Annotated in this window: 37 protein-coding genes and 1 tRNA gene; 12 read left to right on the top strand and 26 right to left on the bottom strand. The window is 42.8% G+C overall.

Annotated elements, in window-relative coordinates; translation table 11 throughout:
* Position 1: 1 nt before the first annotated feature.
* From H6G05_RS07300 to H6G05_RS07325, 6 genes are read right to left on the bottom strand one after another with little or no spacing between them, the layout of a single operon-like run.
* Positions 2-382, bottom strand: a complete 381-nt coding sequence (locus tag H6G05_RS07300; RefSeq protein WP_190577540.1) for a hypothetical protein — start codon at positions 380-382, stop codon at positions 2-4.
* Complete coding sequence (locus H6G05_RS07305) at positions 369-527, bottom strand: hypothetical protein (RefSeq protein WP_190577541.1); 159 nt, start codon at positions 525-527, stop codon at positions 369-371. The genes H6G05_RS07300 and H6G05_RS07305 overlap by 14 nt, the downstream gene beginning before the upstream one ends.
* Complete coding sequence (locus H6G05_RS07310; protein WP_190577542.1) at positions 524-775, bottom strand: hypothetical protein; 252 nt, start codon at positions 773-775, stop codon at positions 524-526. The genes H6G05_RS07305 and H6G05_RS07310 overlap by 4 nt, the downstream gene beginning before the upstream one ends.
* The gene (dut, locus tag H6G05_RS07315) at positions 775-1,218 is read right to left on the bottom strand and encodes a dUTP diphosphatase (RefSeq protein ID WP_322096334.1); all 444 of its coding nucleotides are present in this window, start codon (positions 1,216-1,218) and stop codon (positions 775-777) included. Before dut ends, H6G05_RS07310 begins: the two co-directional genes overlap by 1 nt.
* Positions 1,211-1,720, bottom strand: a complete 510-nt coding sequence (locus tag H6G05_RS07320; protein WP_190577543.1) for a hypothetical protein — start codon at positions 1,718-1,720, stop codon at positions 1,211-1,213. Before H6G05_RS07320 ends, dut begins: the two co-directional genes overlap by 8 nt.
* Positions 1,720-2,097 carry a barstar family protein gene (locus H6G05_RS07325; protein WP_190577544.1) on the bottom strand — a complete coding sequence of 126 codons (378 nt, stop codon included), beginning with the start codon at positions 2,095-2,097 and terminating at the stop codon, positions 1,720-1,722. The genes H6G05_RS07320 and H6G05_RS07325 overlap by 1 nt, the downstream gene beginning before the upstream one ends.
* A 361-nt stretch (positions 2,098-2,458) precedes the next feature.
* Here H6G05_RS07325 and H6G05_RS07330 point away from each other — a divergent pair, with 361 nt between their 5' ends.
* Genes H6G05_RS07330 through crn3 form a run of 3 tightly spaced genes read left to right on the top strand, consistent with a single transcriptional unit; the run spans position 2,459 to position 3,311 of the window.
* Positions 2,459-2,662, top strand: a complete 204-nt coding sequence (locus tag H6G05_RS07330; protein WP_190577545.1) for a hypothetical protein — start codon at positions 2,459-2,461, stop codon at positions 2,660-2,662.
* A gap of 9 nt (positions 2,663-2,671) precedes the next feature.
* Positions 2,672-3,013: a hypothetical protein gene (locus tag H6G05_RS07335; RefSeq protein WP_190577546.1), complete on the top strand. Its 342-nt coding sequence runs from the start codon at positions 2,672-2,674 to the stop codon at positions 3,011-3,013.
* Between the two features lies 1 nt (position 3,014).
* Positions 3,015-3,311, top strand: a complete 297-nt coding sequence (crn3, locus tag H6G05_RS07340) for a CRISPR-associated ring nuclease Crn3/Csx3 (protein WP_190577547.1) — start codon at positions 3,015-3,017, stop codon at positions 3,309-3,311.
* A gap of 197 nt (positions 3,312-3,508) precedes the next feature.
* On the opposite strand, the gene H6G05_RS07345 is transcribed toward crn3, so the two are convergent.
* From H6G05_RS07345 to H6G05_RS07370, 5 genes are all read right to left on the bottom strand, one after another.
* Positions 3,509-4,105 carry a hypothetical protein gene (locus H6G05_RS07345; RefSeq protein WP_190577548.1) on the bottom strand — a complete coding sequence of 199 codons (597 nt, stop codon included), beginning with the start codon at positions 4,103-4,105 and terminating at the stop codon, positions 3,509-3,511.
* A 138-nt stretch (positions 4,106-4,243) separates the two neighbouring features.
* The gene (locus tag H6G05_RS07350) at positions 4,244-5,038 is read right to left on the bottom strand and encodes a hypothetical protein (RefSeq protein WP_190577549.1); all 795 of its coding nucleotides are present in this window, start codon (positions 5,036-5,038) and stop codon (positions 4,244-4,246) included.
* Positions 5,039-5,068: 30 nt separating this feature from the next.
* The gene (locus H6G05_RS07355) at positions 5,069-5,446 is read right to left on the bottom strand and encodes a hypothetical protein (protein WP_190577550.1); all 378 of its coding nucleotides are present in this window, start codon (positions 5,444-5,446) and stop codon (positions 5,069-5,071) included.
* 125 nt (positions 5,447-5,571) lie between these two features.
* Positions 5,572-5,916: a type II toxin-antitoxin system HicB family antitoxin gene (locus H6G05_RS25300; protein WP_242025319.1), complete on the bottom strand. Its 345-nt coding sequence runs from the start codon at positions 5,914-5,916 to the stop codon at positions 5,572-5,574.
* Positions 5,917-5,920: 4 nt separating this feature from the next.
* The gene (locus H6G05_RS07370; RefSeq protein ID WP_190577551.1) at positions 5,921-6,367 is read right to left on the bottom strand and encodes a hypothetical protein; all 447 of its coding nucleotides are present in this window, start codon (positions 6,365-6,367) and stop codon (positions 5,921-5,923) included.
* A gap of 88 nt (positions 6,368-6,455) precedes the next feature.
* On the opposite strand from H6G05_RS07370, the gene H6G05_RS07375 reads away from it, so the two are divergent.
* Positions 6,456-6,528, top strand: a tRNA-Ile gene (locus tag H6G05_RS07375).
* On the opposite strand, the gene H6G05_RS07380 is transcribed toward H6G05_RS07375, so the two are convergent.
* On the bottom strand, positions 6,529-7,017 hold the full coding sequence (locus H6G05_RS07380; RefSeq protein ID WP_190577552.1) for a phage virion morphogenesis protein: 489 nt from the start codon (positions 7,015-7,017) through the stop codon (positions 6,529-6,531). It lies immediately after the preceding tRNA gene.
* A 1-nt stretch (position 7,018) separates the two neighbouring features.
* Between H6G05_RS07380 and H6G05_RS07385 the strand changes: the two genes are divergently transcribed.
* On the top strand, positions 7,019-7,222 hold the full coding sequence (locus H6G05_RS07385) for a hypothetical protein (RefSeq protein ID WP_190577553.1): 204 nt from the start codon (positions 7,019-7,021) through the stop codon (positions 7,220-7,222).
* Here H6G05_RS07385 and H6G05_RS07390 read toward each other — a convergent pair.
* The 10 genes from H6G05_RS07390 to H6G05_RS07435 all read right to left on the bottom strand — a co-directional run bounded on the left by H6G05_RS07390 (position 7,212) and on the right by H6G05_RS07435 (position 14,593).
* A complete protein-coding gene (locus tag H6G05_RS07390; protein ID WP_190577554.1) occupies positions 7,212-7,406 on the bottom strand; it encodes a hypothetical protein in 195 nt (64 codons plus the stop codon). The genes H6G05_RS07385 and H6G05_RS07390 overlap by 11 nt on opposite strands.
* A 41-nt stretch (positions 7,407-7,447) precedes the next feature.
* Positions 7,448-7,660, bottom strand: coding sequence for a hypothetical protein (locus tag H6G05_RS07395; RefSeq protein ID WP_190577555.1), 213 nt, complete (start codon positions 7,658-7,660; stop codon positions 7,448-7,450).
* Between the two features lie 40 nt (positions 7,661-7,700).
* Entirely contained in the window at positions 7,701-8,588 is an 888-nt protein-coding gene (locus H6G05_RS07400) for a hypothetical protein (protein WP_190577556.1), read from the bottom strand.
* A 133-nt stretch (positions 8,589-8,721) separates the two neighbouring features.
* Positions 8,722-9,636 (bottom strand): minor capsid protein, encoded by a 915-nt coding sequence (locus H6G05_RS07405; protein ID WP_190577557.1) that lies wholly within the window; start codon positions 9,634-9,636, stop codon positions 8,722-8,724.
* Positions 9,637-9,689: 53 nt separating this feature from the next.
* Positions 9,690-10,145, bottom strand: coding sequence for a hypothetical protein (locus tag H6G05_RS07410; protein ID WP_190577558.1), 456 nt, complete (start codon positions 10,143-10,145; stop codon positions 9,690-9,692).
* A gap of 115 nt (positions 10,146-10,260) precedes the next feature.
* Positions 10,261-11,373 (bottom strand): hypothetical protein, encoded by a 1,113-nt coding sequence (locus H6G05_RS07415; RefSeq protein ID WP_190577559.1) that lies wholly within the window; start codon positions 11,371-11,373, stop codon positions 10,261-10,263.
* Between the two features lie 3 nt (positions 11,374-11,376).
* Positions 11,377-12,279: a hypothetical protein gene (locus H6G05_RS07420; protein ID WP_190577560.1), complete on the bottom strand. Its 903-nt coding sequence runs from the start codon at positions 12,277-12,279 to the stop codon at positions 11,377-11,379.
* Between the two features lie 15 nt (positions 12,280-12,294).
* Entirely contained in the window at positions 12,295-13,776 is a 1,482-nt protein-coding gene (locus H6G05_RS07425) for a hypothetical protein (protein ID WP_190577561.1), read from the bottom strand.
* Between the two features lie 5 nt (positions 13,777-13,781).
* The gene (locus H6G05_RS07430) at positions 13,782-13,940 is read right to left on the bottom strand and encodes a hypothetical protein (protein ID WP_190577562.1); all 159 of its coding nucleotides are present in this window, start codon (positions 13,938-13,940) and stop codon (positions 13,782-13,784) included.
* Positions 13,937-14,593, bottom strand: a complete 657-nt coding sequence (locus H6G05_RS07435; RefSeq protein ID WP_190577563.1) for a hypothetical protein — start codon at positions 14,591-14,593, stop codon at positions 13,937-13,939. The genes H6G05_RS07430 and H6G05_RS07435 overlap by 4 nt, the downstream gene beginning before the upstream one ends.
* Before the next feature lie 150 nt (positions 14,594-14,743).
* Between H6G05_RS07435 and H6G05_RS07440 the strand changes: the two genes are divergently transcribed.
* The 4 genes from H6G05_RS07440 (at position 14,744) to H6G05_RS07450 (ending at position 15,740) form a co-directional block, all read left to right on the top strand.
* Positions 14,744-15,016 carry a hypothetical protein gene (locus tag H6G05_RS07440; RefSeq protein WP_190577564.1) on the top strand — a complete coding sequence of 91 codons (273 nt, stop codon included), beginning with the start codon at positions 14,744-14,746 and terminating at the stop codon, positions 15,014-15,016.
* A gap of 63 nt (positions 15,017-15,079) precedes the next feature.
* Complete coding sequence (locus H6G05_RS07445; protein WP_190577565.1) at positions 15,080-15,265, top strand: hypothetical protein; 186 nt, start codon at positions 15,080-15,082, stop codon at positions 15,263-15,265.
* Positions 15,266-15,292: 27 nt separating this feature from the next.
* On the top strand, positions 15,293-15,424 hold the full coding sequence (locus H6G05_RS25585; RefSeq protein WP_277874744.1) for a hypothetical protein: 132 nt from the start codon (positions 15,293-15,295) through the stop codon (positions 15,422-15,424).
* Positions 15,411-15,740 (top strand): hypothetical protein, encoded by a 330-nt coding sequence (locus H6G05_RS07450; RefSeq protein ID WP_190577566.1) that lies wholly within the window; start codon positions 15,411-15,413, stop codon positions 15,738-15,740. The genes H6G05_RS25585 and H6G05_RS07450 overlap by 14 nt, the downstream gene beginning before the upstream one ends.
* 152 nt (positions 15,741-15,892) lie before the next feature.
* Here H6G05_RS07450 and H6G05_RS07455 read toward each other — a convergent pair whose 3' ends face one another.
* The 4 genes from H6G05_RS07455 to H6G05_RS07470 form a co-directional block, all read right to left on the bottom strand.
* Positions 15,893-17,599: a terminase family protein gene (locus tag H6G05_RS07455; RefSeq protein WP_190577567.1), complete on the bottom strand. Its 1,707-nt coding sequence runs from the start codon at positions 17,597-17,599 to the stop codon at positions 15,893-15,895.
* Positions 17,517-18,023, bottom strand: coding sequence for a hypothetical protein (locus H6G05_RS07460; RefSeq protein WP_190577568.1), 507 nt, complete (start codon positions 18,021-18,023; stop codon positions 17,517-17,519). The genes H6G05_RS07455 and H6G05_RS07460 overlap by 83 nt, the downstream gene beginning before the upstream one ends.
* Before the next feature lie 3 nt (positions 18,024-18,026).
* Positions 18,027-18,305, bottom strand: coding sequence for an STAS-like domain-containing protein (locus tag H6G05_RS07465; RefSeq protein ID WP_190577569.1), 279 nt, complete (start codon positions 18,303-18,305; stop codon positions 18,027-18,029).
* Between the two features lie 259 nt (positions 18,306-18,564).
* On the bottom strand, positions 18,565-18,873 hold the full coding sequence (locus tag H6G05_RS07470; RefSeq protein WP_190577570.1) for a hypothetical protein: 309 nt from the start codon (positions 18,871-18,873) through the stop codon (positions 18,565-18,567).
* Positions 18,874-18,915: 42 nt separating this feature from the next.
* Here H6G05_RS07470 and H6G05_RS07475 point away from each other — a divergent pair, with 42 nt between their 5' ends.
* Genes H6G05_RS07475 through H6G05_RS07485 form a run of 3 tightly spaced genes read left to right on the top strand, consistent with a single transcriptional unit; the run spans position 18,916 to position 22,492 of the window.
* Entirely contained in the window at positions 18,916-19,665 is a 750-nt protein-coding gene (locus tag H6G05_RS07475; protein ID WP_190577571.1) for a hypothetical protein, read from the top strand.
* Positions 19,662-20,462: a DNA-methyltransferase gene (locus H6G05_RS07480; protein WP_190577572.1), complete on the top strand. Its 801-nt coding sequence runs from the start codon at positions 19,662-19,664 to the stop codon at positions 20,460-20,462. Before H6G05_RS07475 ends, H6G05_RS07480 begins: the two co-directional genes overlap by 4 nt.
* On the top strand, positions 20,459-22,492 hold the full coding sequence (locus tag H6G05_RS07485) for a hypothetical protein (RefSeq protein ID WP_190577573.1): 2,034 nt from the start codon (positions 20,459-20,461) through the stop codon (positions 22,490-22,492). The genes H6G05_RS07480 and H6G05_RS07485 overlap by 4 nt, the downstream gene beginning before the upstream one ends.
* Positions 22,493-22,500: the final 8 nt, after the last annotated feature.

Below are 22,500 nucleotides of genomic sequence, written 5' to 3' on the forward strand. Positions count from 1 at the left end.
GTTAGCTATGATCAGGAGTTAATTCAAGTAGAAGTTTGCATAAGGCGATCGCGGGATTATTCAAATCCTTTTGCCTATTAGTATTACCAGAATATGCAATGTATTGTTTTGCCCCATTTGGCATTATTGGCAATCGAGTTAATTCAAACTCAATATCTAGATACTCAAAAACTTTTACGATCGCATTCAAATCGCTCGTATAGTCAGGAACAAAGATCCCTAATTCTGGATGCTTTTCGTTAGTGCCTTGAAATACTTTTTTAGGCTTTTCAGTTTTTGGGTTTGGGTTCCATTCTTGAATGTTTTTCCATCCTGCGATCGCAGCTACAGCTAGATTTAGTTCAAGTAGAGGATCGGCGATCGCGTTATCAATCTTCGTCATCTTCACAGTCTCCATAAAATTTACGTTGGATCAAGTCGCTACCACCCATCTGCTTATACTTTCGCGCCGCCGATCTTTTGTTATAGCGATCGTCGTCTGATTGCGATGAGATTGGAATTACTACGGGTTTCTTGGGTCTGCTCATAATTTCGCGATCGCCTCTAATACTAAGTAACCAACTAAATCAAGTTTTGCATCTTCTAGATCGTCGCCTTGGGCGCTTTTGATGCGTGAAAGTTTATCATCCATCCTTACCGCAATTTGCTCTAATGGTGCAGCTTTGCTAAATACTCTCACAGGCTCTAGCGCTGAGTTGCCATACTTGCGATTTTTATCAAGTAACATTTCCCGAATTGTTGCTAGTACCATGTCTAGCTTTTGTTCAAAGTCCATTAGCTCACTCCTGTACTGCCAAAACCAGCCGAGCCGCGATCGCTTTCTTCAAGTTCATCGCTTTCTATCAAGTTAGCTGTGTAGAAAGGAGTGACGACAATTTGGGCAACGCGATCGCCTTTCTTGATTGTAAATGCCTCTTTACCGAGATTGATTAGAATCACCCCAAGCTCTCCACGGTAATTTGAGTCAACAGTACCAGGAGTATTCAGTACCGTAATCCCATGCTTAAGAGCTAATCCCGATCGCGGGCGCACCTCGATCTGACAATAATCAGGCAGTTCAAAAGATAGTCCTGTGGGGATAAGAGCGCGATCGCCTGCTTCAATCACACGATCTCCGATTGCGCTAATGTCCATGCCAGCATCATTTTTATGCAGATACTTAGGGAGGATCGCGTCATCGGTTAGGCGCTGTACTTTGATATTCACGGGTTTATTCACTTACTTCAAATCCTTTGCCAATAATCTCATATGCTAAATCTTCATCAGGATAGCTCTCTACTACCCTTTGCTCAATGGGGCGATCGCTATTCTCTTTCGATTTCTGCATCAAAATACTTTGGTGCAATGCATCAACTTTCTTCAAAATTCCAAGAGCTGAAAAGCGATGCATTTGGATTAAGTCGCAACCAACAAAGCTAGAGTCATCTAGCACATAGCCGCTAGTTTCCCAGTGCCTAGCGATGAAGATTTGTTCCAGTAGTTCGTAGTTACTAGCGATCGCCTTAAGGTCAATTCCTTTTTTTGATGGGTCGTCACTTCGATGCATCAGACATACAGCCTCTTGCATCTTCTCCCAGATTTCGGGCGTAGAAAATGTTTCACCACTGCCAAAGGAATTAGCAAACCAAGCCGCCTGTATTTCGATTATTAACGTTTGCAGTCTATTTAGTTTTTCATGCTCAATGCATGGGATGGGGATTAGATCTGTAAGTATATTCATTAGACGTATTGGATTAAGGACATCATAGCGGTAGTCAAATTATGGATCTTAAACTTGCCTGATTTGCAAGCATCAATAATTAGAGATGCAGCTAATTTAAAATCGTCAGGGTGATTGTTTCTGAAGTCAGTAGGATCAACCCATATCAGTATTTTGCGCTCCTCCTCAATCCAACTCAAATCATTAATACATTCTGCAAGAGCGTCCCAATTATGCCCAAAGTAATCAGGGAAATCCATCGCAAGGGCGATCGCCTTAAAGAACGATTCTTTATCAGCGATCTTGCTTCCATCAAGGAAGAAATATCTAGTTTTAGGTACAATATCTATGGTCATTCTGGCTAGTACAGTAGCTGAGTGATTAGGGGTCGCGTTCATCGCGGCTTCGACAATATTCTATCACTTCTGCTAGTATAGAAACTCCATGCTAGTGAAGTCTATTAAAGCGCCTCTCTGTGACAATTGAGAGCGCTTTTTTCATGCTATATTTTATTAGAGATTGAAAATAGACTATGTGGAAATGCGACTCAGTTTTTGATTGTGGATGTTTTTGAGAACTAGGGCGGCGCTATGCGCCGCTTTTTTATTGGAAGAATTATTGCTGTAAATTCTGATCACAAAAATAGTGCTTGACAAATAGTATTTAAGCGCTTAATATTGTTTACATCAGGTCAAACACACCCGCAAACGCCGCTAAACCTGATAGCGGTACTCAGTTAAAGAGGGGCTGAGAAAAAAAATGACTGCTCAAGAATTAGTTGATAAGCTGCAATTGAATGGCAGCTATGACGGAAATACTATTTTGGCGTTAAGTCAAAAGAAAATCGATCAACTTCTTGATCGATTCGATCCCGACGAAGACGCATTAATCCACATCTCTGCTGTTGGTTATTCAATCAATCATGGCAAGGGCGGCAGTCGTGGCATTAGCTACGAGTTTTGAGGTGAGTTTATGACCAGACAAAGCAGAGAAGAATTGTGGGATGATGATGATTTTCAACCAATGAGATTACTGGGTAAAGGGTCAGAAGCCTATAAAGCCCCTCTTCCGCCTTCTCAGGCAACAATTGAGTTGAATAATCGCCTTGGATCTGAAGCTCAAAAACTTGACAGTATTCGTAGATTGCACCGTCAAGTCTTGACCGATGAGTTCCCACACCTCAATCCATTAACTCACGTTTTGGACAAATACGACACTGTTGAAAAAATCCGAGAGTATTTAACAAAACACTCTGAGAAGATTGAGCAACTAAAAAAGCCTGTCCTAAAAAAGCCCACCCTAAAAAAACAATAATATGAATCCAATCATCATCACTGCAACAGAAAACGACAAATACACTCTGGTAGATATTGCCATCGAAGGAGGTACTTGCGAACCCGCAGACATCAAGTCTCTCGCTATCCCCACCGTCAAAGGCAACAAAGGCGTAGTCCTCAATGGTCGCGCCCCGATATGGGTGTTCGGAACTTTGATCCACCACTTCCACGCTACCCATTGGGTAGCGACTAACGACCCGCGTCAAGGCGGTGCGATCGTGGTTGAGTCCCATAAATCAGGTGTAAGCGTTGGTGATATCATCCCTTTGCCCTAGCCCTACAGGAACGCCGTCCTGTAGGTAGACCACGAAGCAGCGATCGCTACGCTCAATTAAATCTACGCCTACCAGTAGATTTAATTGAAAGATTAAAGGCGATCGCTCTGTCTGAAGGATTTGTTACTCAAATAGGAAAACATAAAGGAGAGCCAAATATTAGCGGATGGCTTATTAATAAATATCGATAGATCTGTTTATGAATTAAACACCTTGCTCATATAATCCTTATTCCAATCATCAGCAAGCCATTCTTTAAAGAAATACTCTTTATTTTGCTCGTTAATTAGCTGCTCAATAGGGCGGCTTCTCTCGACGTACCTATATAAGAAATGGCTGATCTGTGTCTGCGTGAGTTGATTCACTAAGCTAATCGCTTGATCGTAGCTACCTAGATCAACAGCTAAATCTGCAAGATTATCCATAAACGGATCGCCACTTGTCTTAAACTTCAGTCGTTTATATGCAGGATCAATATCAAGGTGAGGTCTATCCTTTTGCGCTTCTTCGCATGGCTCAAATTTATTAAGCTCTATCAGGTCACGGGTAAACAGATTTTGCAGCAATTCATAGTCTGAAGCGATCGCCCTCAAGCTAAGCGTAGAGCTATGCAGAGCTAATATTTCTTGTAATAGGCGATCGCCTTCGTGTGCAATATATTCCCCAATTTCATATTGGTGTTGCTCTAATCGTTCGAGCAGATGTAGAAACAATACTTTAAACTTTTGCGATCGCGCATAGCTTACAGGCTCGATTGTGGTGATGTAGCGATCGTGTGAGTAGATTTGAAGCATAAGCACAAAAAAGCAGTATCCATAGGATAGGATACTGCTTTTTTGTTTAGCCTAGAGAGAACTCAACGGCATTCGTAATAGCAGGAATAGAAAAGGTAGAAGAGTTCTATTTCTGTGTGACATTTTGTTATCTATATACTAGCATCGAGCTAAGCGATTTGGATAGATCAACTGGAATCCACCAGTGACCCTAAAGTTAAGACTGATTTCACCGCCACCAAATTCAAACTCTGCATTCTCGGTAAGGTTCGCAGACACGCTATCAAAGATAAAGTGACCAACATCCTTATTGATATTCACAAAGAAGATATCAGCAGTGTAATCCACTTGCGGCGTAGTGCTTAGGTAGTCAGAGTTTGTAGAGTCGTAGGGGACGTAAAAAGTGACGTAACGACGCGCCGCCACAACATCAGTAGAAAACAATAACGCGCCGTCCGCACCTTGCGCCCAACTATTAGGGGTAGCAGCGTTAAACGAGCCGAAAGTCTGCCTAGTCAACTCAAACTCTCTACCCTCATTAGTCAGGTAATAGGCGTAAGAATTGGTATTGTTAGCCGTCGCTCCAAATCCACTGTAGCCGCTGGTAGAAGCAGCATAAGAGCCTGTAGTAACTTCGATGGATTTAGCAAAAGCAGTAGTTTTAGTACCGTTTGCTAATTCCAAACCAAAGAACGCCGCCAAAACTTCCTTAGTTTTACCTCCATAGGTAAAGGAAAGAGTCGGTTTGCGTTCGTTTACATAGCTATCGCTGACAATCTGTTCACCTAAGCAGTTTACTGATGTGATTTCAGTCTCAGTTATGCCACTGTTATATGTGCCATTGGAAGGGGCTGCGATCATCAATGGACGGTTAAGCGAGGGATTTGCAATGTTTTTGGTTTTCAGAATTACTTGGGTAATCCCCTGAACGCCATTATTAATAAGTTTTGCCATTGTTTAAGGCTCCGATAAATTGAGTAAAAATTAGGATGCAAGAGTATCGCCAGCCGCCGTGTAGATTGTTGGCAACATGACTTGATTGTTGGTGTAAGTTGTTTGTCCGATCTGAGTGCCAAGAGCGATCGTGAAAGGTGCAGTAGTTGCACTGGCTAGATTCGTAGGGTCATACGTGTCGTCGTAATTTGCGGGGTATTCATACTCTCTAACCGCAATTTTCCATACGCCACCTGTAAACTCTGGTGTATGGGTAATTCGTTTAAGCAATCGGACTGCACTATTGATCGTTGCGTAGTAATCAATAATGTTTCGCGTTGTATCTTCAAAAAGCCTTGCTGTAGGAGTCAGCGTTCTACTAATCGTGATCGCAGGGGTCACGCTATTAGCAATTCCTGTAAGTGCCATAAAATCAAACCTTAGCTAAGGGTATTTCCTGCAAAATAAAGCAGAGGTTTAGATTTGGCAAATTAAAAGAGGTTGTAGCAAATTTGCTACAACCTCGAAATATAACTTTTATATAACTTTTTCCTTTAAGCTAAATTTAGATCAATGCTCACGACCTCTATCAAGTCTGAGTCTTCAAACATAAGCGGTGCTGCATCTTTAAGATTGATAATCGCTTGCTGACGAGTATCTCCAAATGAAGAGAGATAATTTAACTCGTTGCAAGTAGCAGAGAAAGCTTCAGCTTCATGATCCCACTCAATTAAAATTTGACCTTTCGGTCCTGATTGAATATGCAACGCGATCGCCTCTTTGATATTCGCGATCGCAGCATCCTTAGTCTCACCCCGACTCACGCACCCGATAAGGCTAGGCACTGAGGCGCAGAAAATACCGTCTTCATTTTGAGAAATTAATACTAAAAAGTCCATTTTTTTAAGCCGAAAGAGTAAATTTAAGTCGTCCACCCGCACTATTCCCGATCGCCGTGCGGTATAGATAATTCCAATCAAGGGAATTTACGTCAAGCTTTAGCCCACTGCACTGAGTTTGGGAGAAATAGTTAACGAGCAGATTGATGATATTTGAATCATTATGCTCCTCAAATACCCAAGCTAATACCCTTGGCACATCGTACACATCGCCATAATTTGAGAGCAAATATACAATCTCCCAAAATTCACGGCGATCGCCTCCATAGCCTTTCCCACCTGTGCGATATATCAATAGCAGGGGAAACTTATCGGTAGAGTTAAAATCGCCTAAGTAGCTGACATCTTCTACCACAGTAATCGCAGCATCTAACGCCTCCCCTGCTTCGTTGAGGCGATCTTTGAGGTATTCCCCTAGGTTCTCTAAGTGATGGTCAATTGGTGCTGTCATTTTTATTTTTATGATATATTGATTTTCTGCGATCGCTTATCTAGGGTATAACCACGCCCGAACCTAGTTGATAGGCGATCGCATCCATAGCGGTGTGGAGGAGTGGCTACCTCGTGGGTCTCATAATCCCAAGATCACTGGTTCGATCCCAGTCACCGCCATTAAGTCTCACCCGTCAAAATATAATTCTCAATCGCCTTCTCAACCAACGTACTAAGCGAATCAGTGTGAGCTAAAAAGGGGCGCGTATTGTTGTTAAATCCTTGGGGTAAGTTTGTGCCAAATTCAATAAAATCGCTACCAGCTTGAAAAAAATTTGCGGCGCTTCGCGGCGAAAATGTTGTAGCTGAACTAGATTGCAGTGAGTTTAGTAATGCGCCTGTATCTCGCAATATCTGACCATTGCGCCGCCTTCCACCTCTTGCATTGAGAGTAGAATCTTTTAGCCTATCCCATGCAAAACCATTGGATGCAGTGCCGCCTGATTCCGTGCGAGGTGCATTTGCAAAAACGTCATCGGTGTAGCTGCTAATTACGAGCGCGACAAGGCTAGCTACAGGTTTTAGATCTGATGCGCGATCGCTTATGCCTTGCAATTCCGTTAAAATAATATCTATTGCTGAATAATCAATACTGATAAATCGCGACATTATGAAGCTCTCCGATGTCTCCCTACATACTAAGGTAAAAGCAAATTACGTGACACGCGATCGCGCAACGATGATCGGCGAAATTGTCAGCGAAGAAATTAAAAAGCCAGCAAGCGGGGGACAGTTTCAAGTATTGGTGCAATATGAGAGAGAGTCATCGCCTCGATGGGTAGCAGGGGGAAACCTCGTTAAGATTACTTGGTAATACAAGTATCAGTCCATCGCTTCTCAGCAAAATCGCGCTCATCTTGAGTTTTTGCTTCTAGCATTTTAGTAAGCAAGATATCGCAGCTTGATACGGGTTTGGGGCGTGTGCTTATGTAGATTCCAGCGATCGCGCCTGTGGCTGCTAATGCGATCGCGGTAATGAGGATGACTTTTTTGCTCATGATATTTTTGTGGTGTCGTAATTAATTACGGTAGCAGAAAATTACAAAAAGAATTTTTTATAAAGCTCATTAACCCGTCTATTTTGTTGTTGAGCTTCTAGTAACTGCATTTGCGATCGCCATAATAACCGCAACCCTTCAATTTCTATTCTTGCATGTTCAGATGATTCTGCTATAACCTTGTCAATTCGCAACCCATCTAGTCGTTTTTGCTCAGCAATTAACTCGCTTTCTGTTGGTAGTTCAAGAGACATAGTTTAGAGGCTTGGCGGGTTTTGTTGGTTTTATTTTAGCTTAGGCGGCTTTATCTTTCCACCATGCATCAAAATCCTTAACTGGGAAAATATTGCTTGTTGTTTCTTTGATGAGTTTTAAAGGCTTTCTCAAAATGAAATTTTTTAAAACCGTAGTTGCTTTACGGTAATCATGCATCCGTTTAGTTGATCCGTTATTTAAACGCATGGCGACAAGGTTTCGCTCTTTAAAATACAAGTTACGGAGAGATATTGCGGCTGAATCCTCTTCAGCATTGGCAGACACAGGGAACCCAGTATGCAAAACCTTCAAAAACTGTTCCAGCCTCAAATGATTTTCAGAGTAATAAGCTTTTGCAACAGGAGCCAAAAAAGGAGCGTAAGTAATTCGACCATTAGCGTTAAACCTTTTGCAGGCAAACTCAATAGCATCAAAATGCTTTTTCAAGGCTTCAACTTGATCAAATTTAGAAAGAGAGGGAGGCAGCCCATCAGAATCAAATCCAAAAAAGCAGCAATTCAAAATAGAAAGATGTATAGACGTTACGGATAAACCCTCAAGACTTGCCAAATTGACTGAGGATCTAGGCATTCCCATGTCAATCCCATAGATCGCATTACTAGGCAATCCTCGGATAACTATAAAATCAATATTGCACCCCGACTTAGCAACAGCTAGAAGCCTGTGCTGTCCGTCAATCAGAAACCCTTCTGAGCAAAATGATATTGCAGATCCAAGGCTCCACTGTCCTGACTTCATCGCCTTAGCATATCTATTCACCACCTTTTCAGACGGTCTCCTTTGGTTCCCAATCATCAAATCAAGCCAAGTTTTAGCGACTGAAGGCGTGACTGTGACTACTTCTGAGCTGATAATTTTAGAAGCAGTTGATTGCAAGCTATCAGGATTTTGAGATAATTGACTCATTGGTATATACCTTGAATGTTTTGTGAGCTAGTCGTTGACGCGACTAGCTTTATTTTTGCACAAAATAAAGATAGTCGTTGACGCGACTAGCTTTATTTTTGCACAAAATAAAGATAATTTGATCAATAGATATTTACCGCCATCCTTTTTGTAGCGGCGCTAATACGCGATTGTTAGGATCAAGATTTGGGTCATCAATCATCTTCTGATGTGCGGGATTAATCCTAGGGAGTAGAACTGATATCGTTGAGCGGCAATTAAAATGTAAACTAGGACGAAATTTATCTGAATCTGCGATAGGGAACACAATCCCGTTGCGAGTTTTGCAAATATCCGTCACGCGATCATCTGCGATCGCTAAAAACCTACAGTGAGTTGCGAGCGATGATTGCTTAAAAGTCTCAACCCTCGACTGAGAGTAAGCATTAGTAGTTTCAGTTCGAGATATCGTAGCCGCCCTTGCCTGACTCACGTTCAGGGTATCTTGAATCAATGCATTTACCTGTTTGGGCGGCATTGGATAACCCGTATCAGGTTGCGTGATCATGCTCTGTGAGAGATTATTCTTAACCCGTTCCAATATCTCTTTGGAGTAATCACCCGCGATCTTCAAGTTGCGAGAAAGGATCGCTTTGACCGATGCTTTGGGGCGATCAAATACTGAAAATGGTTTAAGGTCAAATATCTGTTTGATTAAATCTGATACTTTCGCATACTGTGCAGAATTATATTTCTGTGGGATAGCCGCCCTAAGTTCTTTGATCGCGTCCTTACTCCCAGACTTATAGCCTTTATCCCAAGTCACATTAAGCGTTTTGGCGATATCAGGAGCTAGATCCCAATTGAGTTTCGCAATCTCGCTTAACGATTTTCCTTGTGCTTCCTTCTTCAACTTCTTGACAGCCGATCGCGTCGCGTCGTTCATGGCTTTCAGCGTTGCGAGTTCGATGCTATCCATGCTGCCAATAATTTCATCAATTGGCATGAGATCGGGTGCATCGCTATATCGGAATGTGCCGAAAACTGAATCAAATAGAGCGCTGGTCATGGGGCGATCGCTGGTAGATATGCCCTATATTGTACGCGATCGATTTTGTCAAATTAAAAATCAATCTTAGTCCCCCCAGTTCGCATCCCCACTACAGGGGCGCGATTAGTAGCACCGATACTCACACCGATCGCCACTTCGCCATCGATATAGCTAGCCATCAATGCATCAAGTTCTTTTTGCCCTTGCGTACAGAATTGCGAAAGGATTCTCCCGCTTTCGTCTGACGGCTCCATACCTGTGTAATAAATGCCAAGAACCTCACACACAGTAAGGTTGATCGTAATACTAGCAAGCAATTTCTTGGCGTTCTCATCAGTAAGATTTAGAGGGACTTTATACCTCTCTTTGAGGCGCATATTAATACCGCCCTCAACTCGACAGGCGATCGCTTCTACATCAGGGGAGGGAATCACGCCGCGCCCATAAGCTGTTTGCGTCCCGCCCATTTGCAAACGTGGTTTCAAAACCACATTTATTTCTTCAAGTGTTGTAAATTGCAATGACATTTTCTATCTCCTAAATAATCAAAAAGACCATATTGTTACCAGTAACAATATGGTCTTTTTAGCAAGGGTTTGCCTCAACGCTAAAGATAGTGGTTAACCTTGCTATGTCTATATTCTAAACGACTTTTCGGGCAGCAATATAGCGAGGATCGCGAACTACTGGTACAAAGTTGGCGACGGCTGTAGTCCAGTAACGGTGTGGAACATCGTCTGTTTTTTGACCATTGACCACGTAAATACCAGATGCTAAACGGTTCTCAATGGTAGGGACAAACCCGCGCTCGATATAGCCATCCCATCCAAAGAAGTAGTAACCAGTATTAGCCCCTACTGCGAGATAGAATTTATCACTGATAGTAGCGTTAGCTTGTTCTTCAGAGTATTTCGCATCATTGATGATGACTTCAGCCCCTGTATTAGGGTTAACACGTTCGGCGATCAACTCTTTGACCATGTTATCGCTTAGAAATACACCTGTAAGATCTTGCGATGTAGTGCCACTCCCACCAGTGCGAGTAAGCCAAGCGATCTTTGCTTCATTACTCGCAGCAACTTGCCGCAATTGGGCGCGATGCATTGAGATGTTATCAGGGAATTTACCAAGGGTATTGTAGACAGTCTCAGCGTGAGATTCTAGGTTAGCCAATGGTGTGCAAGTAGTTGGAGCGCTCCATAAAGCGCCGCCCGATAGAGCAGATGGGATATGTCCACTGGTTACGGGATAGCTGACGGAAAAACTGCCCTTAGAGATAGGATCGGTAAATGTGCAACTACCAGTAAGAGCGATGTCCATAGCCAATCGCATCGACTTATCGTAAATCGAAGGGACTAGATCGGCGATCGTGCCGAAAAAGTAATCTTCGATCGCTTGCTTTAGTTCAGTCGATAAGCCGCCTTGCTGCAATTCAATTAATTGCTTTTGATCGCGTTCATTCCACTGGTATTTTTTCCCGATCTTGCAGTTCCCCAATAGCTCCTCATTGAGAACCATTTGGGGACGGCTTGGAGGTACTTCTGCATCTTCGGCGATAATCGTCGCTAAGGTCGGACGGTGTACGACCATGCGATTGATTAGGATGGTGCGACTAGGATAAGAGGTAGCAGGAATAAGGCGATCTAATCGAGAGCGATCGACAGGATTACGCAAGCGCCAATCGGTTTGATCTACAGCCGTGCGCCATACATCCTTATTCTCGCGACGTTCTAGAAATTCATAAATTGAAGACATGGTTTAACCTCGCTGAACTGGGGTGATTTGGGGTAAGGCTGTATTTAGCGCTGCATCCCAGTAAGGAATTAGCGAAGTGTAAATATCAGCTTCGCGATAGATCGCCACATCATTAGTTAGCGAATCTAAAAGCGTTTGAGTGCTAGCGACTAGCAGCTTTTGAACAGTTAAGCCCAAAATATCGCTAGGCTTAACCGCTACACCGATCGGCGCTCCGATTGGTTGGTTTACTGCACTGCTAGCAGCTAGGGTAATTACATTGGTAGTGGTATTGATAGCGGTTGAGGCATGGATAGAAGCGATCGCAACATTCTCTTGCATGACCGCAGCGCTAGCTGTAGAAGTAACACCACCTCCTGTAACACTGGTTGCAAAGGTGTAAGGCAAGCCAGTTTTGCTATAGAAGTAGACAACTGCACCTGATGCGATCGCAAGTACCTTGTCGCTAGCTGCACCTGCATTAATGAACGCTGCAAAGCTTGTAGCGGTGAGGGTTGCTGTGGTATCACCGCCAACCAAGGTATAAGTGAGGGCTTGACCTTGCAGAGTGAGGGTGATTGTATTCCCAGTGGCAACAGTACCCGCAAAAGTGAGAGTGGCGTATGGTCGAGCGATTACGAGAGCTTCACTGTTTTTAAAGATCTTCGCATCGGCTACAGTGACAGTACTATCACTAGTAGTAAGCGCCGCCGCTACGGTTGTGAGTGGCAATACACGCACAAAATCAGAAGCAGGGATATTTGCAATTACAGCACCCGCTTTGACAAATTTCGCACCATCGGAATCAGATTGCAGAAAAGATAGATCAAGAGTCCGAGAGATCGGCGCTTCATAATCATTGGTTGCAAGGATATTAATATCCTCATCAAACCCAGTAAAAGTATCAGTTCTTAAAGTTGTAGGCATTTATTCAAGTTCTCCTTAGTAAGAAACTTTGGTTACAGGAATTGCAGAGGCGCGATCCTTTACGGCTTTTTGCTCAGCTTCTGGGCGCTCTGGTACTTCCTGATTGAGTAAAGGTGTCGCGCCATAGACTGAAGGAGCTAAGCGCGGGTCGGGCGTGACGTGTGCATCGAGATAATTGAGGAAGCTTTCAAGAGGATCGCCAGCGATCGCCGCCTGATAATTAGCAAAAGCTTGATCGCCCTCAAATTTGGTTTTGTATTCTGCGGGGGACAGCTTGCCATTGCGAACTAACTCACTCGCTTTATCTTTTAGTGCTGAAAACTTGAGAGTATCTTGATTGTCTTTTTGAAGCTTTGCTAATTGAGATTGCAACGCCTCAAAGTCAGCAGCACTATAGGTTTTAGTTTTTTCTGTCATTGGTTTTTCCATCATTACGATAGGGATTTCTTCTGGATCTGGCTTGGGTAAATGTATTGAGTACAAATATCCGTTTAGATCGTCAAGAGCTTTTTTGGTCATCTTGGATCGAGGTTTAGGTAGCTCAGAATCAGTAGCATTTTGCAATTCGTACAACACGTTACTGAATGAGTAGAACCCTTTCCAAGTCTTATCCATAGCCATCATTTGTTCTTCTGATGGCATGGAGCCTTTACGCATTTCTGCTTCAAAGCTAAACGCATATTTGTGAATGTCATCATCAATAGGCATAGGTTCCCCAGAATAAATATGAGCTTCTTTTACCGCCCCCCAAGGTACAGCAGACACCTCATAGATCGTGCCTGTGTTTCCTGACAAAATAATTCCTATAGATAGCTCTTTAAGCAATCCTGATTGATATTTCTCAATCGCTTTCTCATCGCGAATTTCAATGCCATCATTAAAAACTGCATATTTGCCGATAGAACTGCGATCGCTATTTTCTGGGAGGTCAAAGTCAGTAATTTCTCTGGCTGTAAATTTACCTGTTACTGATCCAATGCGAGATTTTTGGCTGTACTCATGATCATTGAACAACTTAATTTCTTCTGTTTGAGCATAAGCATTTGAAGTCTCAACGATCGCATCTATCAACTCCCTTGTATAAGTAGTTGTCACGCCTTCGCTATCAGTGATCTTGCCCTCAGTCAATAGCAAAGCAGGACGCACCAAAACGCCGCACTCATCGAGCGCTGTGTTTGATTCGCGATAGTACCTATGGATCTGCTTTTTCATATTCTCTGGAAAATAATGCAGGCTGCTATTTTTTGCAACTTCTGAATCTGGATAGCCATAATCGATCAGCCATCCATCCTTTTGTTTTGTCATTTCAAATTCAAAAAGTTCTTCTTTGAATTGCCTAACTCCAACAAAAACACCAGTGATTTTATTGTCATTGATCTCATAACTGCGAATTTCATTAGCACGCTCAGATCTAGCGCCGTTATTAGTAAAAACAAAGTTAATGCTTTCTAAAAGTTGTGCTTTTACAGCTTCTACACTTAGCTTTTTTTTAGCCATTTTATTTAGGTTGAACTTACATAGCCTTGCATAAACTTATTAAACCAATCATAAATATCTTGCGAGTTTTCTTGAGAATCAACCCAATCAATAATTTGGGTTTCTGTTTTGCCGCTATCGATCATTTGATTAATTTGTGTTATTTGATCGTCTTTAATTTTCATTTTGTAAAATGCCCTGCTTCTTTCAGTGCTTTAATCTCATCCAAGGTAATAGGGATGTTTTTCCCCCCTGAAACAATTGAATACATTTCGCCTTTGCTTGAACGAGGCGAAAACCCCGCCTTTTCGTAGAGTTTCGCTCTTTGATCCCCAAACCCATCATCTTTATGTGGAGTATTGGATAATATTGTTCCTTCAGGTGCTTGCTTTACATATTCGCGAACGTGTTCACGACTTGCTAAAGCAAGTTTTAGCCCTTCTTTCCCCTCTATTGAGCTGCTTTTATCTAAATTATCGTTGACCACAATAATTACATCTTGAAAAGTCGGGGGTGGTTCTACTCCAGATCCCATTTTTTGTTCTAATTTCCCGTTAGGCGACACATAAGTTAAAATTTCGTTATCTCCTATTTTTGTCGTTTTGTCCCAAAGTTCTCCCTCGGACGAGTTAAGCGATGGAAACTTATCAGTCAAAGACGGCTCAGCCTTTTCCGCCCCTGCTTCTAAATTCTCAGGATCGGCGATCGCGTCAAGGCTAGCTGACACATTAGAGGGTAATTTAGTCCTACATTTCTTACTTGCAGAAATACAGCCAATCCCGCACGGTATGCCCTTAGTACAGTTTTTTGCTTTGTATTGATGCGTGTCTGTTGCCATTTCGCTTCATTTCTTCACTTACTCGCGAAAATAAAGCAGAGCGATGATTTTGGCAAATCAAAAATATTTTTGATAGGCTATTGACAATCTTTTTATAGTGGCGTAATATTTTATTTATAGACACACAAGCATTAAGGACAGATAAAAAACATGGCTAACTTAAACGTAGATTATCCCGCCTATCCATCAATTGAGTTTTCCGAAAAAGATTTTTCTAATAGCCTTGGTAGTTATTATGCTTACAAAAAGATTGCTCAACCAATCAAAGGAGTCTGGGAAGCTGACGTTTTTTATAATCAAGGCGAATTAGTTGACAATGCAGGATGGGCATTCTTTTTAGTTAATGGGGTTTTTCAAAAGCTTTCTATAGCAAGTTGCAGAAAACTTGCTGACGGTAATTACAATCTATGCGTTTGCATTTAACCACCCCGCGCACATCAGGGGCTTTACCGCCCCTCTCTACACATTTACTAAGAGCAAAAGACTATGACAACCAATACAGACATCAAAACTCGCATGAGCTATCAACACATCGCTGAAGTCCTAGCTAACAACATTACGGACAGTTCAGATATTGACGGTGATGTGCTGGCTGAACTGCTTGATCTCCCAGAGCTAGTTTTGTTGCAAAAGCAGATCGCTAAGGCGATCGAGCGTAAGGTGATTGGATAGTACAGATTATTTTTAGGAGATAGAGAGATGACTTACAAGCAAAAGCTACAAGCAAAACTCAATGAATTGATGACAGAAAGAGAAACAACCAGCGATCGCTATTGGATTGATCTTGAGATTGAATCCCTAGAAGAGAAAATCAAAAATGCCAGCACCTAACATCAACAATCCCCTTTGCGAGTATTGCCAGAAACCAATGAGTTTCAACCATACGCAGAAATCAGGGGCGCGAGTTTACCGATGCCGCCGAGGGTGCAAAAACGAGAATGGTAAAACGCCTACAGTAACGCTCAGCGATCACAAACGTGGTAGACCGACCAAAGGCGCGATCGCCATGACTCAGGCAGAATTTGACAAGCAATATCGCGAGAATAATCCTGAGAAATATCGCGAGATTCATAAAAAGAAACGAGCTAAGAAAAATAAGGAGAAAGATGAGAAAAAGCAAACGATGGAAACGCCGAAACCGAGCTAAAAACGTTGATTTATACAATGCCTTTAAGGAGCTAGAAACAACAGCTAGCGCTTTTAGTTACAAGATTGTAAAGAATCAGACTTTCGGCTTGGTGCTTCAAAAGATTAACGATTCTTGGTACACACTTATTTATGATTACAAGCGTCCAAGAGCTAACCCCACTCGCTAACCTTACCTAGCGCCATAGCCTGCGATCGCTGATTTGGCGCATAAATACTAATTGATTGCAGCAATGCGTATTTAACAGCATCCGCACGATCAGGCGATCGCCCCAATCGCTTCTTGATTTCCTTCTTCGATTCAATCGTCACCACGCCACCATCAATCGAAGCCCTGCGGATGCTGCATAACTCTGCTTTGAGCTTAGGATCGGGCGGTAACATCAGCGTGGGATTGTACTGAGGGTCTAAAGACTCCATAAGCTTCCATGCTAACATCGCATTCATATCTTTAAATCGCAGTAAGCCAGTGCGATCAGTAATTGGTCTACCGTTGCGATCAACAGCAGCGCCGCCGCCATTGATGGGCATTACAGACCATCCCATCTTTTTGCATGAATCGTAAGGGGATGATCCAACCCCAACTACATCGATATTTATTTGCGGATTGCCTATTCTCAGATTTTGGATAATGTCTCGCACTGCATCCCCATCTTCGACATATTTACCCTTGGTTAGATGCAAAGGCGCGATCCAGTCGTTAAATCGAATAGCGATCGCGGTTTCGTCATCACCGCCCCTCGATGGGTCTACTCCCATCGCTGACATATTCGGGCTTTGATTCTTGGTACGGTAGATGGTGAGAGCGTTGCCATAATCGAGCGATTTTGTACCCATGTAGGCGATCCAGCGATCCATTGCAGCAACGATCCAAGCGGTGGGAATTACTTGCAGATCGGTAGATTCGGTTACTCGCTGGAATAGCCCCTCTCTAAATCGCTTTCTTAGAAATTCTGGTAATGCGTCAAGCTGTTGATCGTAACCACGCTGCATCATCACGGGATTATCTTCGACCGAGCCGCTAACAAATGCACGCGATCGCGCCTTAATAATCTTTACCGTGCCATCGGGTTTAACCCATTTATACTCTGGTCGTGGCGGCATTTCCTTGCGATCTATGTACCCTTGAACTTCGGCGCGGCTTAACCGATATTCTCTAAGCTCAATGTCCTTATCTTCATCATTTTCAGTAATTGTTGCATACCAACAAATTCCCCCATCTTCGGCGGGATCTTCATGCTCTGGGTCAACAAAAGCGCCCCAAAAATCCATCACCCATTCCCCATCAACATTAGTAGGAGGGTTCCCCGTGGCGATTACACGCGATCGCACATTTGGATCGGCATGACGCGCCCAAATAGTAATAAACCTAAATTGCGACTCACTAAACTCCGTAATTTCATCAAAGAGCTTTGCCGCGTGATCTCTACCTTGATAATTTTCTTTATCCTTTTCGTATTGACATCCCCCGATCTCGATCGTGTTGCCATTAGCTAATCGCCATAAATGGGTCTGCTCGTTATAGCTATCCTTTTCATGACGCTTTACCCCTCTAGCAAATATGGCACGCGATCGCTCAATGATCGCCCTAGCCCGTGGGAACTCGCGCCGCAAAATTAATGAATTTGGATTATGCCCTGCTACTCCTAAGAGTAAATCCGTTTTGCCAGCCCCCGCCTTGCCGCCATAGAAAAGAATGTCAGCAGGGTGATGAAATGCGAACTCCTGTGGACTATTCGGGAATGGCTTCCAAGTGAAAGGAATAATTTTAGTCTTATCAGTTCTCGCTTCCCTGACTTGTTGCTGGGCTTTCTGCACTTTCGCTTGATGGCGCAAATTCGGCAATTGGAACTGCAACATATCCTCTATCTAATAACCATTTTTGTATATGTTCATCGCTGTACTCAAGCTTAGTTTTTAGCATCCTATCCAATGCCGCAATGTTTTCGCCTGTAGTTTTAAAATTATCAGGACGCTCAATAATTGCATCATAGGTAAGCTTAATAACATTGTTGATCATGTCCAAATCCGAGAGCGCTTTTTCTACCCTTTGGGCGATCACATTGTCCCTAACTTTGGCGGACACTTCGGCGGACACTTCGGCGGACACCTTGCGGACACCAGATCGCCAAAATTCTCTACTTGAACGCCTTTCGACTGTTTTCTTGCTAACCCCTAATTTGTCCGCTAGTTGCTGTAAGGTTACGCCCCCCGCTTCATATTCGGCACGGACAGCTACCCAATTTATAGGCTTTGGTTTTGGCGGTTTCGTTGGTTTTGGCACATTTTAAACCCATGACTCTCTACAGCGATCGCAAACGTCTCTAATATTCTCGTTCATTCCAACAATTCGCAGCTTACGATCCAAAACCATCGCAGGAAATTCATTGTAAAGCCGCCCGATCGCAACATGCAGAAATAGGCAAAGCGCAAAGTCAACGCCGCTAAAATCAACAATCGTCGCCTGGTAATTAGTCGTAATTTCTAAATACAAAATGGCAAAAAGGCGATCGGCTAAATCTTGCCTAATTGCTGTCTCTCCTGTGATTTCAAATACGTTGATCATAATTCCCTCTGTTTGCGGAAGTAGCGGCAATTTCGCTGATCATTCAGAATTTCCGAATTTCCTATTTAGCGGCAATTCCCCACGATCATTGGGGAATTCTATAATTTTGAAATTCCCCAATGATCGTGGGGAATTTCCTATTTAGCGGCAATTCCCCACGATCATTGGGGAATTCTATAATTTTGAAATTCCCCAATGATCGTGGGGAATTTCCTATTTAGCGCCATCAATGGACAGCATGTTGGACATAGGTGGGGCTCTATGGATAAATAGCCATTCCGCCATTTTCTAAAGTTGCCGCTTTAATTTCGGGTTTAACTTTATGGGTAGGGTTTGCCACTGGTTGAAACACCTTGATGATTCTACTTAACATCAAATGATGCTTAAGCCCTTTATGTGAAATCATGCTAAAAATTGGATCGCCCAAAATCGAAGCGTCCTTGGTCTTGTCAAACAGTTCCAACTTTTCTACACGCTCTTTGTTTTCTTCTGAATCAATCTTCCCAAAACGTTCCTCATAGTAGATTTCTAAAAAAGCAAGAAACGCATCTTTTTCTATTGGGGTCATACTATTTGCCTAAAATCCTTGCTTGCTTTATTTTAAGCCGCTATGGCTTGCTATGAAATTAAGATAACCTATGCCGATCTTTCTGTCACTTTTCGCAATTGGAAAGGGGCAGATAAACCGCGATCGCGCCGCACTTTTGTGACAGAGAGTGGTTACTCGACTAATGGCAACCTGATTAAGTCTGGACCATCATTCGAGTTGCCTTACCTGTGGAATATTGTCGCTGATATTTACCAAGAAGATTTTGACAAGCTCTCAATGATTTGGGAGATCTTGGATTATCTAAGACGCAATCCTAGACCAGCGATCGCGATCGATGTCAATGTAACCAGCAACGTATTTTCAGCCACAGGGCATCCCTATCAAAATGGTGATGTGGTCACGCTCTCTACAACTGGAAGTTTACCCGCGCCCCTAGTGTCTACCCGTGACTATTGGATAGTTGAGCGAGCTACTAATAGTTTTAAATTATCGTTAACGGCTGGCGGCGCTGCGATCGATATCACCACGACAGGCAGTAACTCGATATTGCAGCCTCAACTATTTGTAAGGCTCGATGACGAATCAGAAGAAGTTGCAGAGAGAGGCGCGACAGCATTAACCAAAACGCGATCGGAGGTAGCAGGAACCACGCCCCGCGAAGCTAATGGCGGTGTTTATTATTTTGCGAGATTCTTAGCTGATTGGGTTGCACCTCCTGATTTTGGCAAGGAGTATACATCTGCGAAATATGCGCCGAACAAGGTTAGGGCGGTGTCTATGGTGTTGCAAGATACGAGGGTCAAAATATGATCGCACTTAACAGCATTATTAATGGTGATTGCCTTGAGGTAATGAAGGATATAGCCGATCGCTCTATCGATTGCATAATCTGCGATCTACCCTATGGGGTTACCGCCTGTAAATGGGATGTGGTTATCCCATTTGAACCGCTATGGGAACAGTACAAGCGAATTATTAAACCTAATGGCGCGATCGCCTTGTTTGGGAGCCAACCCTTCACTAGTGCGCTTGTGATGAGTAATCCTAAATGGTTTAAGTATGAGTGGATTTGGGAGAAAAGCGTATCTTCAGGCTTCTTGGATGCGAATAGAAAACCTTTAAAAATTCATGAGAATATACTAATTTTCTATAAACAGACTCCTAACTATAATCCTCAAATGAGGAAGGGAGAACCTTATATAAAACATCAATCACCTAATCGGGCTGCGGCATATAACAAAATTAAAGCTTGTACTCTAATTAATGAAGGGCAAAGATTCCCGAATACAGTCATTAAAATCAGGAATGGTAATAACAAATCAAGTCACCCCACACAAAAACCAGTCCCCCTAATCGAATATCTAATCAAAACCTACACCCAAGAAGGCGAACTAATCCTAGACAACACCGCAGGCAGTGGCACATTAGCGATCGCCGCCATCAACACAAACAGACAATATATCTGCATTGAGAAAGACCCGCACTATTTTGAAGTGATGCGCGATCGCATAGCCAATCATGATCCGTTTGCACCTGTAAAAACCAAGAAGCCCAAACCAGCGCCAAAAGGACAGCTAACTTTATTTGATGGAGGGTTAGCCGTATGACGCTTAACCTAAGCTCTCGCAATTTCTCTTTGACTATAAACGGGGTCGATCGCACATCAGAATTTAGCTCAATCGATTTGGCTCAACCCTCAACATTAGAGCGGCGCGACGCGCCTGTAACAGGCACAATAACTTTAGTTTTTAGCCCTCTCAGATACAACGAATTTATAACTATTGGCAGTCCAGCGATCGCGGCAAATTGGGCGGTAGGTGCGCTAATCGTTTTTCAGTGTGCCAATGATTCTGGAACACTCGTAAATAATCTACTCAGTGGCGGCGCTTTATATATTCTCAAAGAGCCATCACCGCCAAATATTGGTTTTGATGTAGGGACGCTATCTCTAGAGGTAGGAGACATCCTTGCATATCAATCACAAAGCACGCCCGATCGCGATGTTTCGGGTGTGACCATTGGCACGTCAACCGATCGCGATGAAATTGTGGTCAAAATCTTAGAAGACGCTGGCATTATTTCTCACTCAATCCCGTCGCTTGGCTACCCATTTAATACACCAGTCCAAAAAACGGGCGGATCGCCTATCAAATTAGCAGGGGATTTAGTAGGAGCCGATCGCCATGTACTTTACTGCAATGCGTCAGGTACGGTAATAGCTGCGCCCATAGATTTAGATGCATCACCGATCGCCACACTTACAATTAGTCAAGATGAGAGTGCCTTCGATCCTGTCGATGGCTCCTCTATTCCGACAGTCACAGAGCTTACGATATCTGGAGTGTGCCAAGTACCAGATCAAGGCGATTATCCAATTCTGTCGATTACTGAAAAGTATATAAATTATGAAGGCGCTCTTTATTCAAAACAATTTAGAGTATTAGTGAATCGGGAAACTCAAGAAATTGTGAGTGAAAACTATGGAGCATCTTTTAAAGAAATCCATTATTTCCAAATTATCGTTAATCCTGTAAGTGGTCTTTTTGAATTACAAGAGGGTTCTTGGTTCACTATTGGGGTTCAAGAAGATTTTACTTATTTTGATTCAAGTAATCGACTTAGCAGAAAAATCCACAAAGAATATTTGCGACTCAATTCTTTAATACCTGAAACATTAGAGCCATTGGCTATAACGCCATTTCTTGAATCAAAAAGAACGGTTGAGGATTACGAATATAATCCCGTAACAGGTGCGATTTCTGAAATAAGAATTGCAAATTATTTAGGGCAAATTGAAATAGGCAGCACTTCAGCTTTACTATTCCCATCGACTAGGACTAGCACTATTTATCAGCAATCGGGAACTTTCTGGAATAAAGCTACAGCTTTAGAAGCTAACTTTACAGGGCAATCTTTTGCAGGGAATATTAGGAGAGATTTAAATATTAATGGGACTTTAATCCAAGTTATTGGATGTGCCGATGAAATTAATCCTTTATTCACAGAAAACACAACTGAATCCCAGTTTAAAAACGACGATAGCACGCGCCCACCATCAACCACTTACAGTGAGGCAATCAAAACCAAAAACATTGAGATCACATCGATTGTTAATGCTATCCCTCTTGCAGGCGTGCCAAGTAAGGAGAAATTGCAGCCTTTAACTGTGGATTGGCTTGTAAGTGGTGAGCAAGCTTACGAGTATGGGCAGCTAGAAATAGTGCTGATGAACGGGCGCAAACAGTGCAGATTTATGGTCACGGCTTTGACTGATGAGCTTTTAGCATTGCGCCCACGGGCAAGAATTGACATTATTTTTAATTCGATTTTGTACCGTTGTTTGGTTGATGCGATCACGTTCAGCCAAGATTTAACCCGTCGCACGATTGGCTTTATGTGCGATGTGATCTCAACTAGCCCTGTGGCTACCCCATCTACGGTTTATCAGGTGATACAGCCTGTTAATTCGTTAAGAGGTGAGGTTAGGATTGATGCCGTGGTTGAGGCTTCTTTTGTCCAAATTCTTGATTTTTATTCAATTACAATTGATGCTGTGGTTGAATCACAAATGGCAGAGGATGGACAATTGGAAGCTGATATCACAATTGATGCCGTAGTTATTGCAATATTAGATTAGGAGAATAA

The sequence above is a fragment of the Phormidium tenue FACHB-1050 genome (assembly GCF_014696925.1).
Classification (GTDB): Bacteria; Cyanobacteriota; Cyanobacteriia; order Pseudanabaenales; family Pseudanabaenaceae; genus Pseudanabaena.

What these genes read in the sequence shown, in the direction of transcription:
- H6G05_RS07430 (WP_190577562.1), bottom strand. Translation starts at nt 13,940, where the DNA reads ATGAAAATTAAAGACGATCAAATAACACAAATTAATCAAATGATCGAT.
- H6G05_RS07370 (WP_190577551.1), bottom strand. Translation starts at nt 6,367, where the DNA reads ATGACAGCACCAATTGACCATCACTTAGAGAACCTAGGGGAATACCTC.
- H6G05_RS07480 (WP_190577572.1), top strand. Translation starts at nt 19,662, where the DNA reads ATGATCGCACTTAACAGCATTATTAATGGTGATTGCCTTGAGGTAATG.
- H6G05_RS07475 (WP_190577571.1), top strand. Translation starts at nt 18,916, where the DNA reads ATGGCTTGCTATGAAATTAAGATAACCTATGCCGATCTTTCTGTCACT.
- H6G05_RS07385 (WP_190577553.1), top strand. Translation starts at nt 7,019, where the DNA reads ATGAAGCTCTCCGATGTCTCCCTACATACTAAGGTAAAAGCAAATTAC.
- H6G05_RS07435 (WP_190577563.1), bottom strand. Translation starts at nt 14,593, where the DNA reads ATGGCAACAGACACGCATCAATACAAAGCAAAAAACTGTACTAAGGGC.
- H6G05_RS07470 (WP_190577570.1), bottom strand. Translation starts at nt 18,873, where the DNA reads ATGACCCCAATAGAAAAAGATGCGTTTCTTGCTTTTTTAGAAATCTAC.
- H6G05_RS25585 (WP_277874744.1), top strand. Translation starts at nt 15,293, where the DNA reads ATGACTTACAAGCAAAAGCTACAAGCAAAACTCAATGAATTGATGACA.
- crn3 (WP_190577547.1), top strand. Translation starts at nt 3,015, where the DNA reads ATGAATCCAATCATCATCACTGCAACAGAAAACGACAAATACACTCTG.
- H6G05_RS07420 (WP_190577560.1), bottom strand. Translation starts at nt 12,279, where the DNA reads ATGCCTACAACTTTAAGAACTGATACTTTTACTGGGTTTGATGAGGAT.
- H6G05_RS07345 (WP_190577548.1), bottom strand. Translation starts at nt 4,105, where the DNA reads ATGCTTCAAATCTACTCACACGATCGCTACATCACCACAATCGAGCCT.
- H6G05_RS07410 (WP_190577558.1), bottom strand. Translation starts at nt 10,145, where the DNA reads ATGTCATTGCAATTTACAACACTTGAAGAAATAAATGTGGTTTTGAAA.
- H6G05_RS07400 (WP_190577556.1), bottom strand. Translation starts at nt 8,588, where the DNA reads ATGAGTCAATTATCTCAAAATCCTGATAGCTTGCAATCAACTGCTTCT.
- H6G05_RS07380 (WP_190577552.1), bottom strand. Translation starts at nt 7,017, where the DNA reads ATGTCGCGATTTATCAGTATTGATTATTCAGCAATAGATATTATTTTA.
- H6G05_RS07395 (WP_190577555.1), bottom strand. Translation starts at nt 7,660, where the DNA reads ATGTCTCTTGAACTACCAACAGAAAGCGAGTTAATTGCTGAGCAAAAA.
- H6G05_RS07335 (WP_190577546.1), top strand. Translation starts at nt 2,672, where the DNA reads ATGACCAGACAAAGCAGAGAAGAATTGTGGGATGATGATGATTTTCAA.
- H6G05_RS07310 (WP_190577542.1), bottom strand. Translation starts at nt 775, where the DNA reads ATGGACTTTGAACAAAAGCTAGACATGGTACTAGCAACAATTCGGGAA.
- H6G05_RS07350 (WP_190577549.1), bottom strand. Translation starts at nt 5,038, where the DNA reads ATGGCAAAACTTATTAATAATGGCGTTCAGGGGATTACCCAAGTAATT.
- H6G05_RS07450 (WP_190577566.1), top strand. Translation starts at nt 15,411, where the DNA reads ATGCCAGCACCTAACATCAACAATCCCCTTTGCGAGTATTGCCAGAAA.
- H6G05_RS07300 (WP_190577540.1), bottom strand. Translation starts at nt 382, where the DNA reads ATGACGAAGATTGATAACGCGATCGCCGATCCTCTACTTGAACTAAAT.
- H6G05_RS07465 (WP_190577569.1), bottom strand. Translation starts at nt 18,305, where the DNA reads ATGATCAACGTATTTGAAATCACAGGAGAGACAGCAATTAGGCAAGAT.
- H6G05_RS07305 (WP_190577541.1), bottom strand. Translation starts at nt 527, where the DNA reads ATGAGCAGACCCAAGAAACCCGTAGTAATTCCAATCTCATCGCAATCA.
- H6G05_RS07330 (WP_190577545.1), top strand. Translation starts at nt 2,459, where the DNA reads ATGACTGCTCAAGAATTAGTTGATAAGCTGCAATTGAATGGCAGCTAT.
- H6G05_RS07445 (WP_190577565.1), top strand. Translation starts at nt 15,080, where the DNA reads ATGACAACCAATACAGACATCAAAACTCGCATGAGCTATCAACACATC.
- H6G05_RS25300 (WP_242025319.1), bottom strand. Translation starts at nt 5,916, where the DNA reads ATGGACTTTTTAGTATTAATTTCTCAAAATGAAGACGGTATTTTCTGC.
- H6G05_RS07390 (WP_190577554.1), bottom strand. Translation starts at nt 7,406, where the DNA reads ATGAGCAAAAAAGTCATCCTCATTACCGCGATCGCATTAGCAGCCACA.
- H6G05_RS07405 (WP_190577557.1), bottom strand. Translation starts at nt 9,636, where the DNA reads ATGACCAGCGCTCTATTTGATTCAGTTTTCGGCACATTCCGATATAGC.
- H6G05_RS07455 (WP_190577567.1), bottom strand. Translation starts at nt 17,599, where the DNA reads ATGTTGCAGTTCCAATTGCCGAATTTGCGCCATCAAGCGAAAGTGCAG.
- H6G05_RS07415 (WP_190577559.1), bottom strand. Translation starts at nt 11,373, where the DNA reads ATGTCTTCAATTTATGAATTTCTAGAACGTCGCGAGAATAAGGATGTA.
- H6G05_RS07325 (WP_190577544.1), bottom strand. Translation starts at nt 2,097, where the DNA reads ATGAACGCGACCCCTAATCACTCAGCTACTGTACTAGCCAGAATGACC.
- H6G05_RS07440 (WP_190577564.1), top strand. Translation starts at nt 14,744, where the DNA reads ATGGCTAACTTAAACGTAGATTATCCCGCCTATCCATCAATTGAGTTT.
- H6G05_RS07425 (WP_190577561.1), bottom strand. Translation starts at nt 13,776, where the DNA reads ATGGCTAAAAAAAAGCTAAGTGTAGAAGCTGTAAAAGCACAACTTTTA.
- H6G05_RS07485 (WP_190577573.1), top strand. Translation starts at nt 20,459, where the DNA reads ATGACGCTTAACCTAAGCTCTCGCAATTTCTCTTTGACTATAAACGGG.
- H6G05_RS07355 (WP_190577550.1), bottom strand. Translation starts at nt 5,446, where the DNA reads ATGGCACTTACAGGAATTGCTAATAGCGTGACCCCTGCGATCACGATT.
- H6G05_RS07320 (WP_190577543.1), bottom strand. Translation starts at nt 1,720, where the DNA reads ATGAATATACTTACAGATCTAATCCCCATCCCATGCATTGAGCATGAA.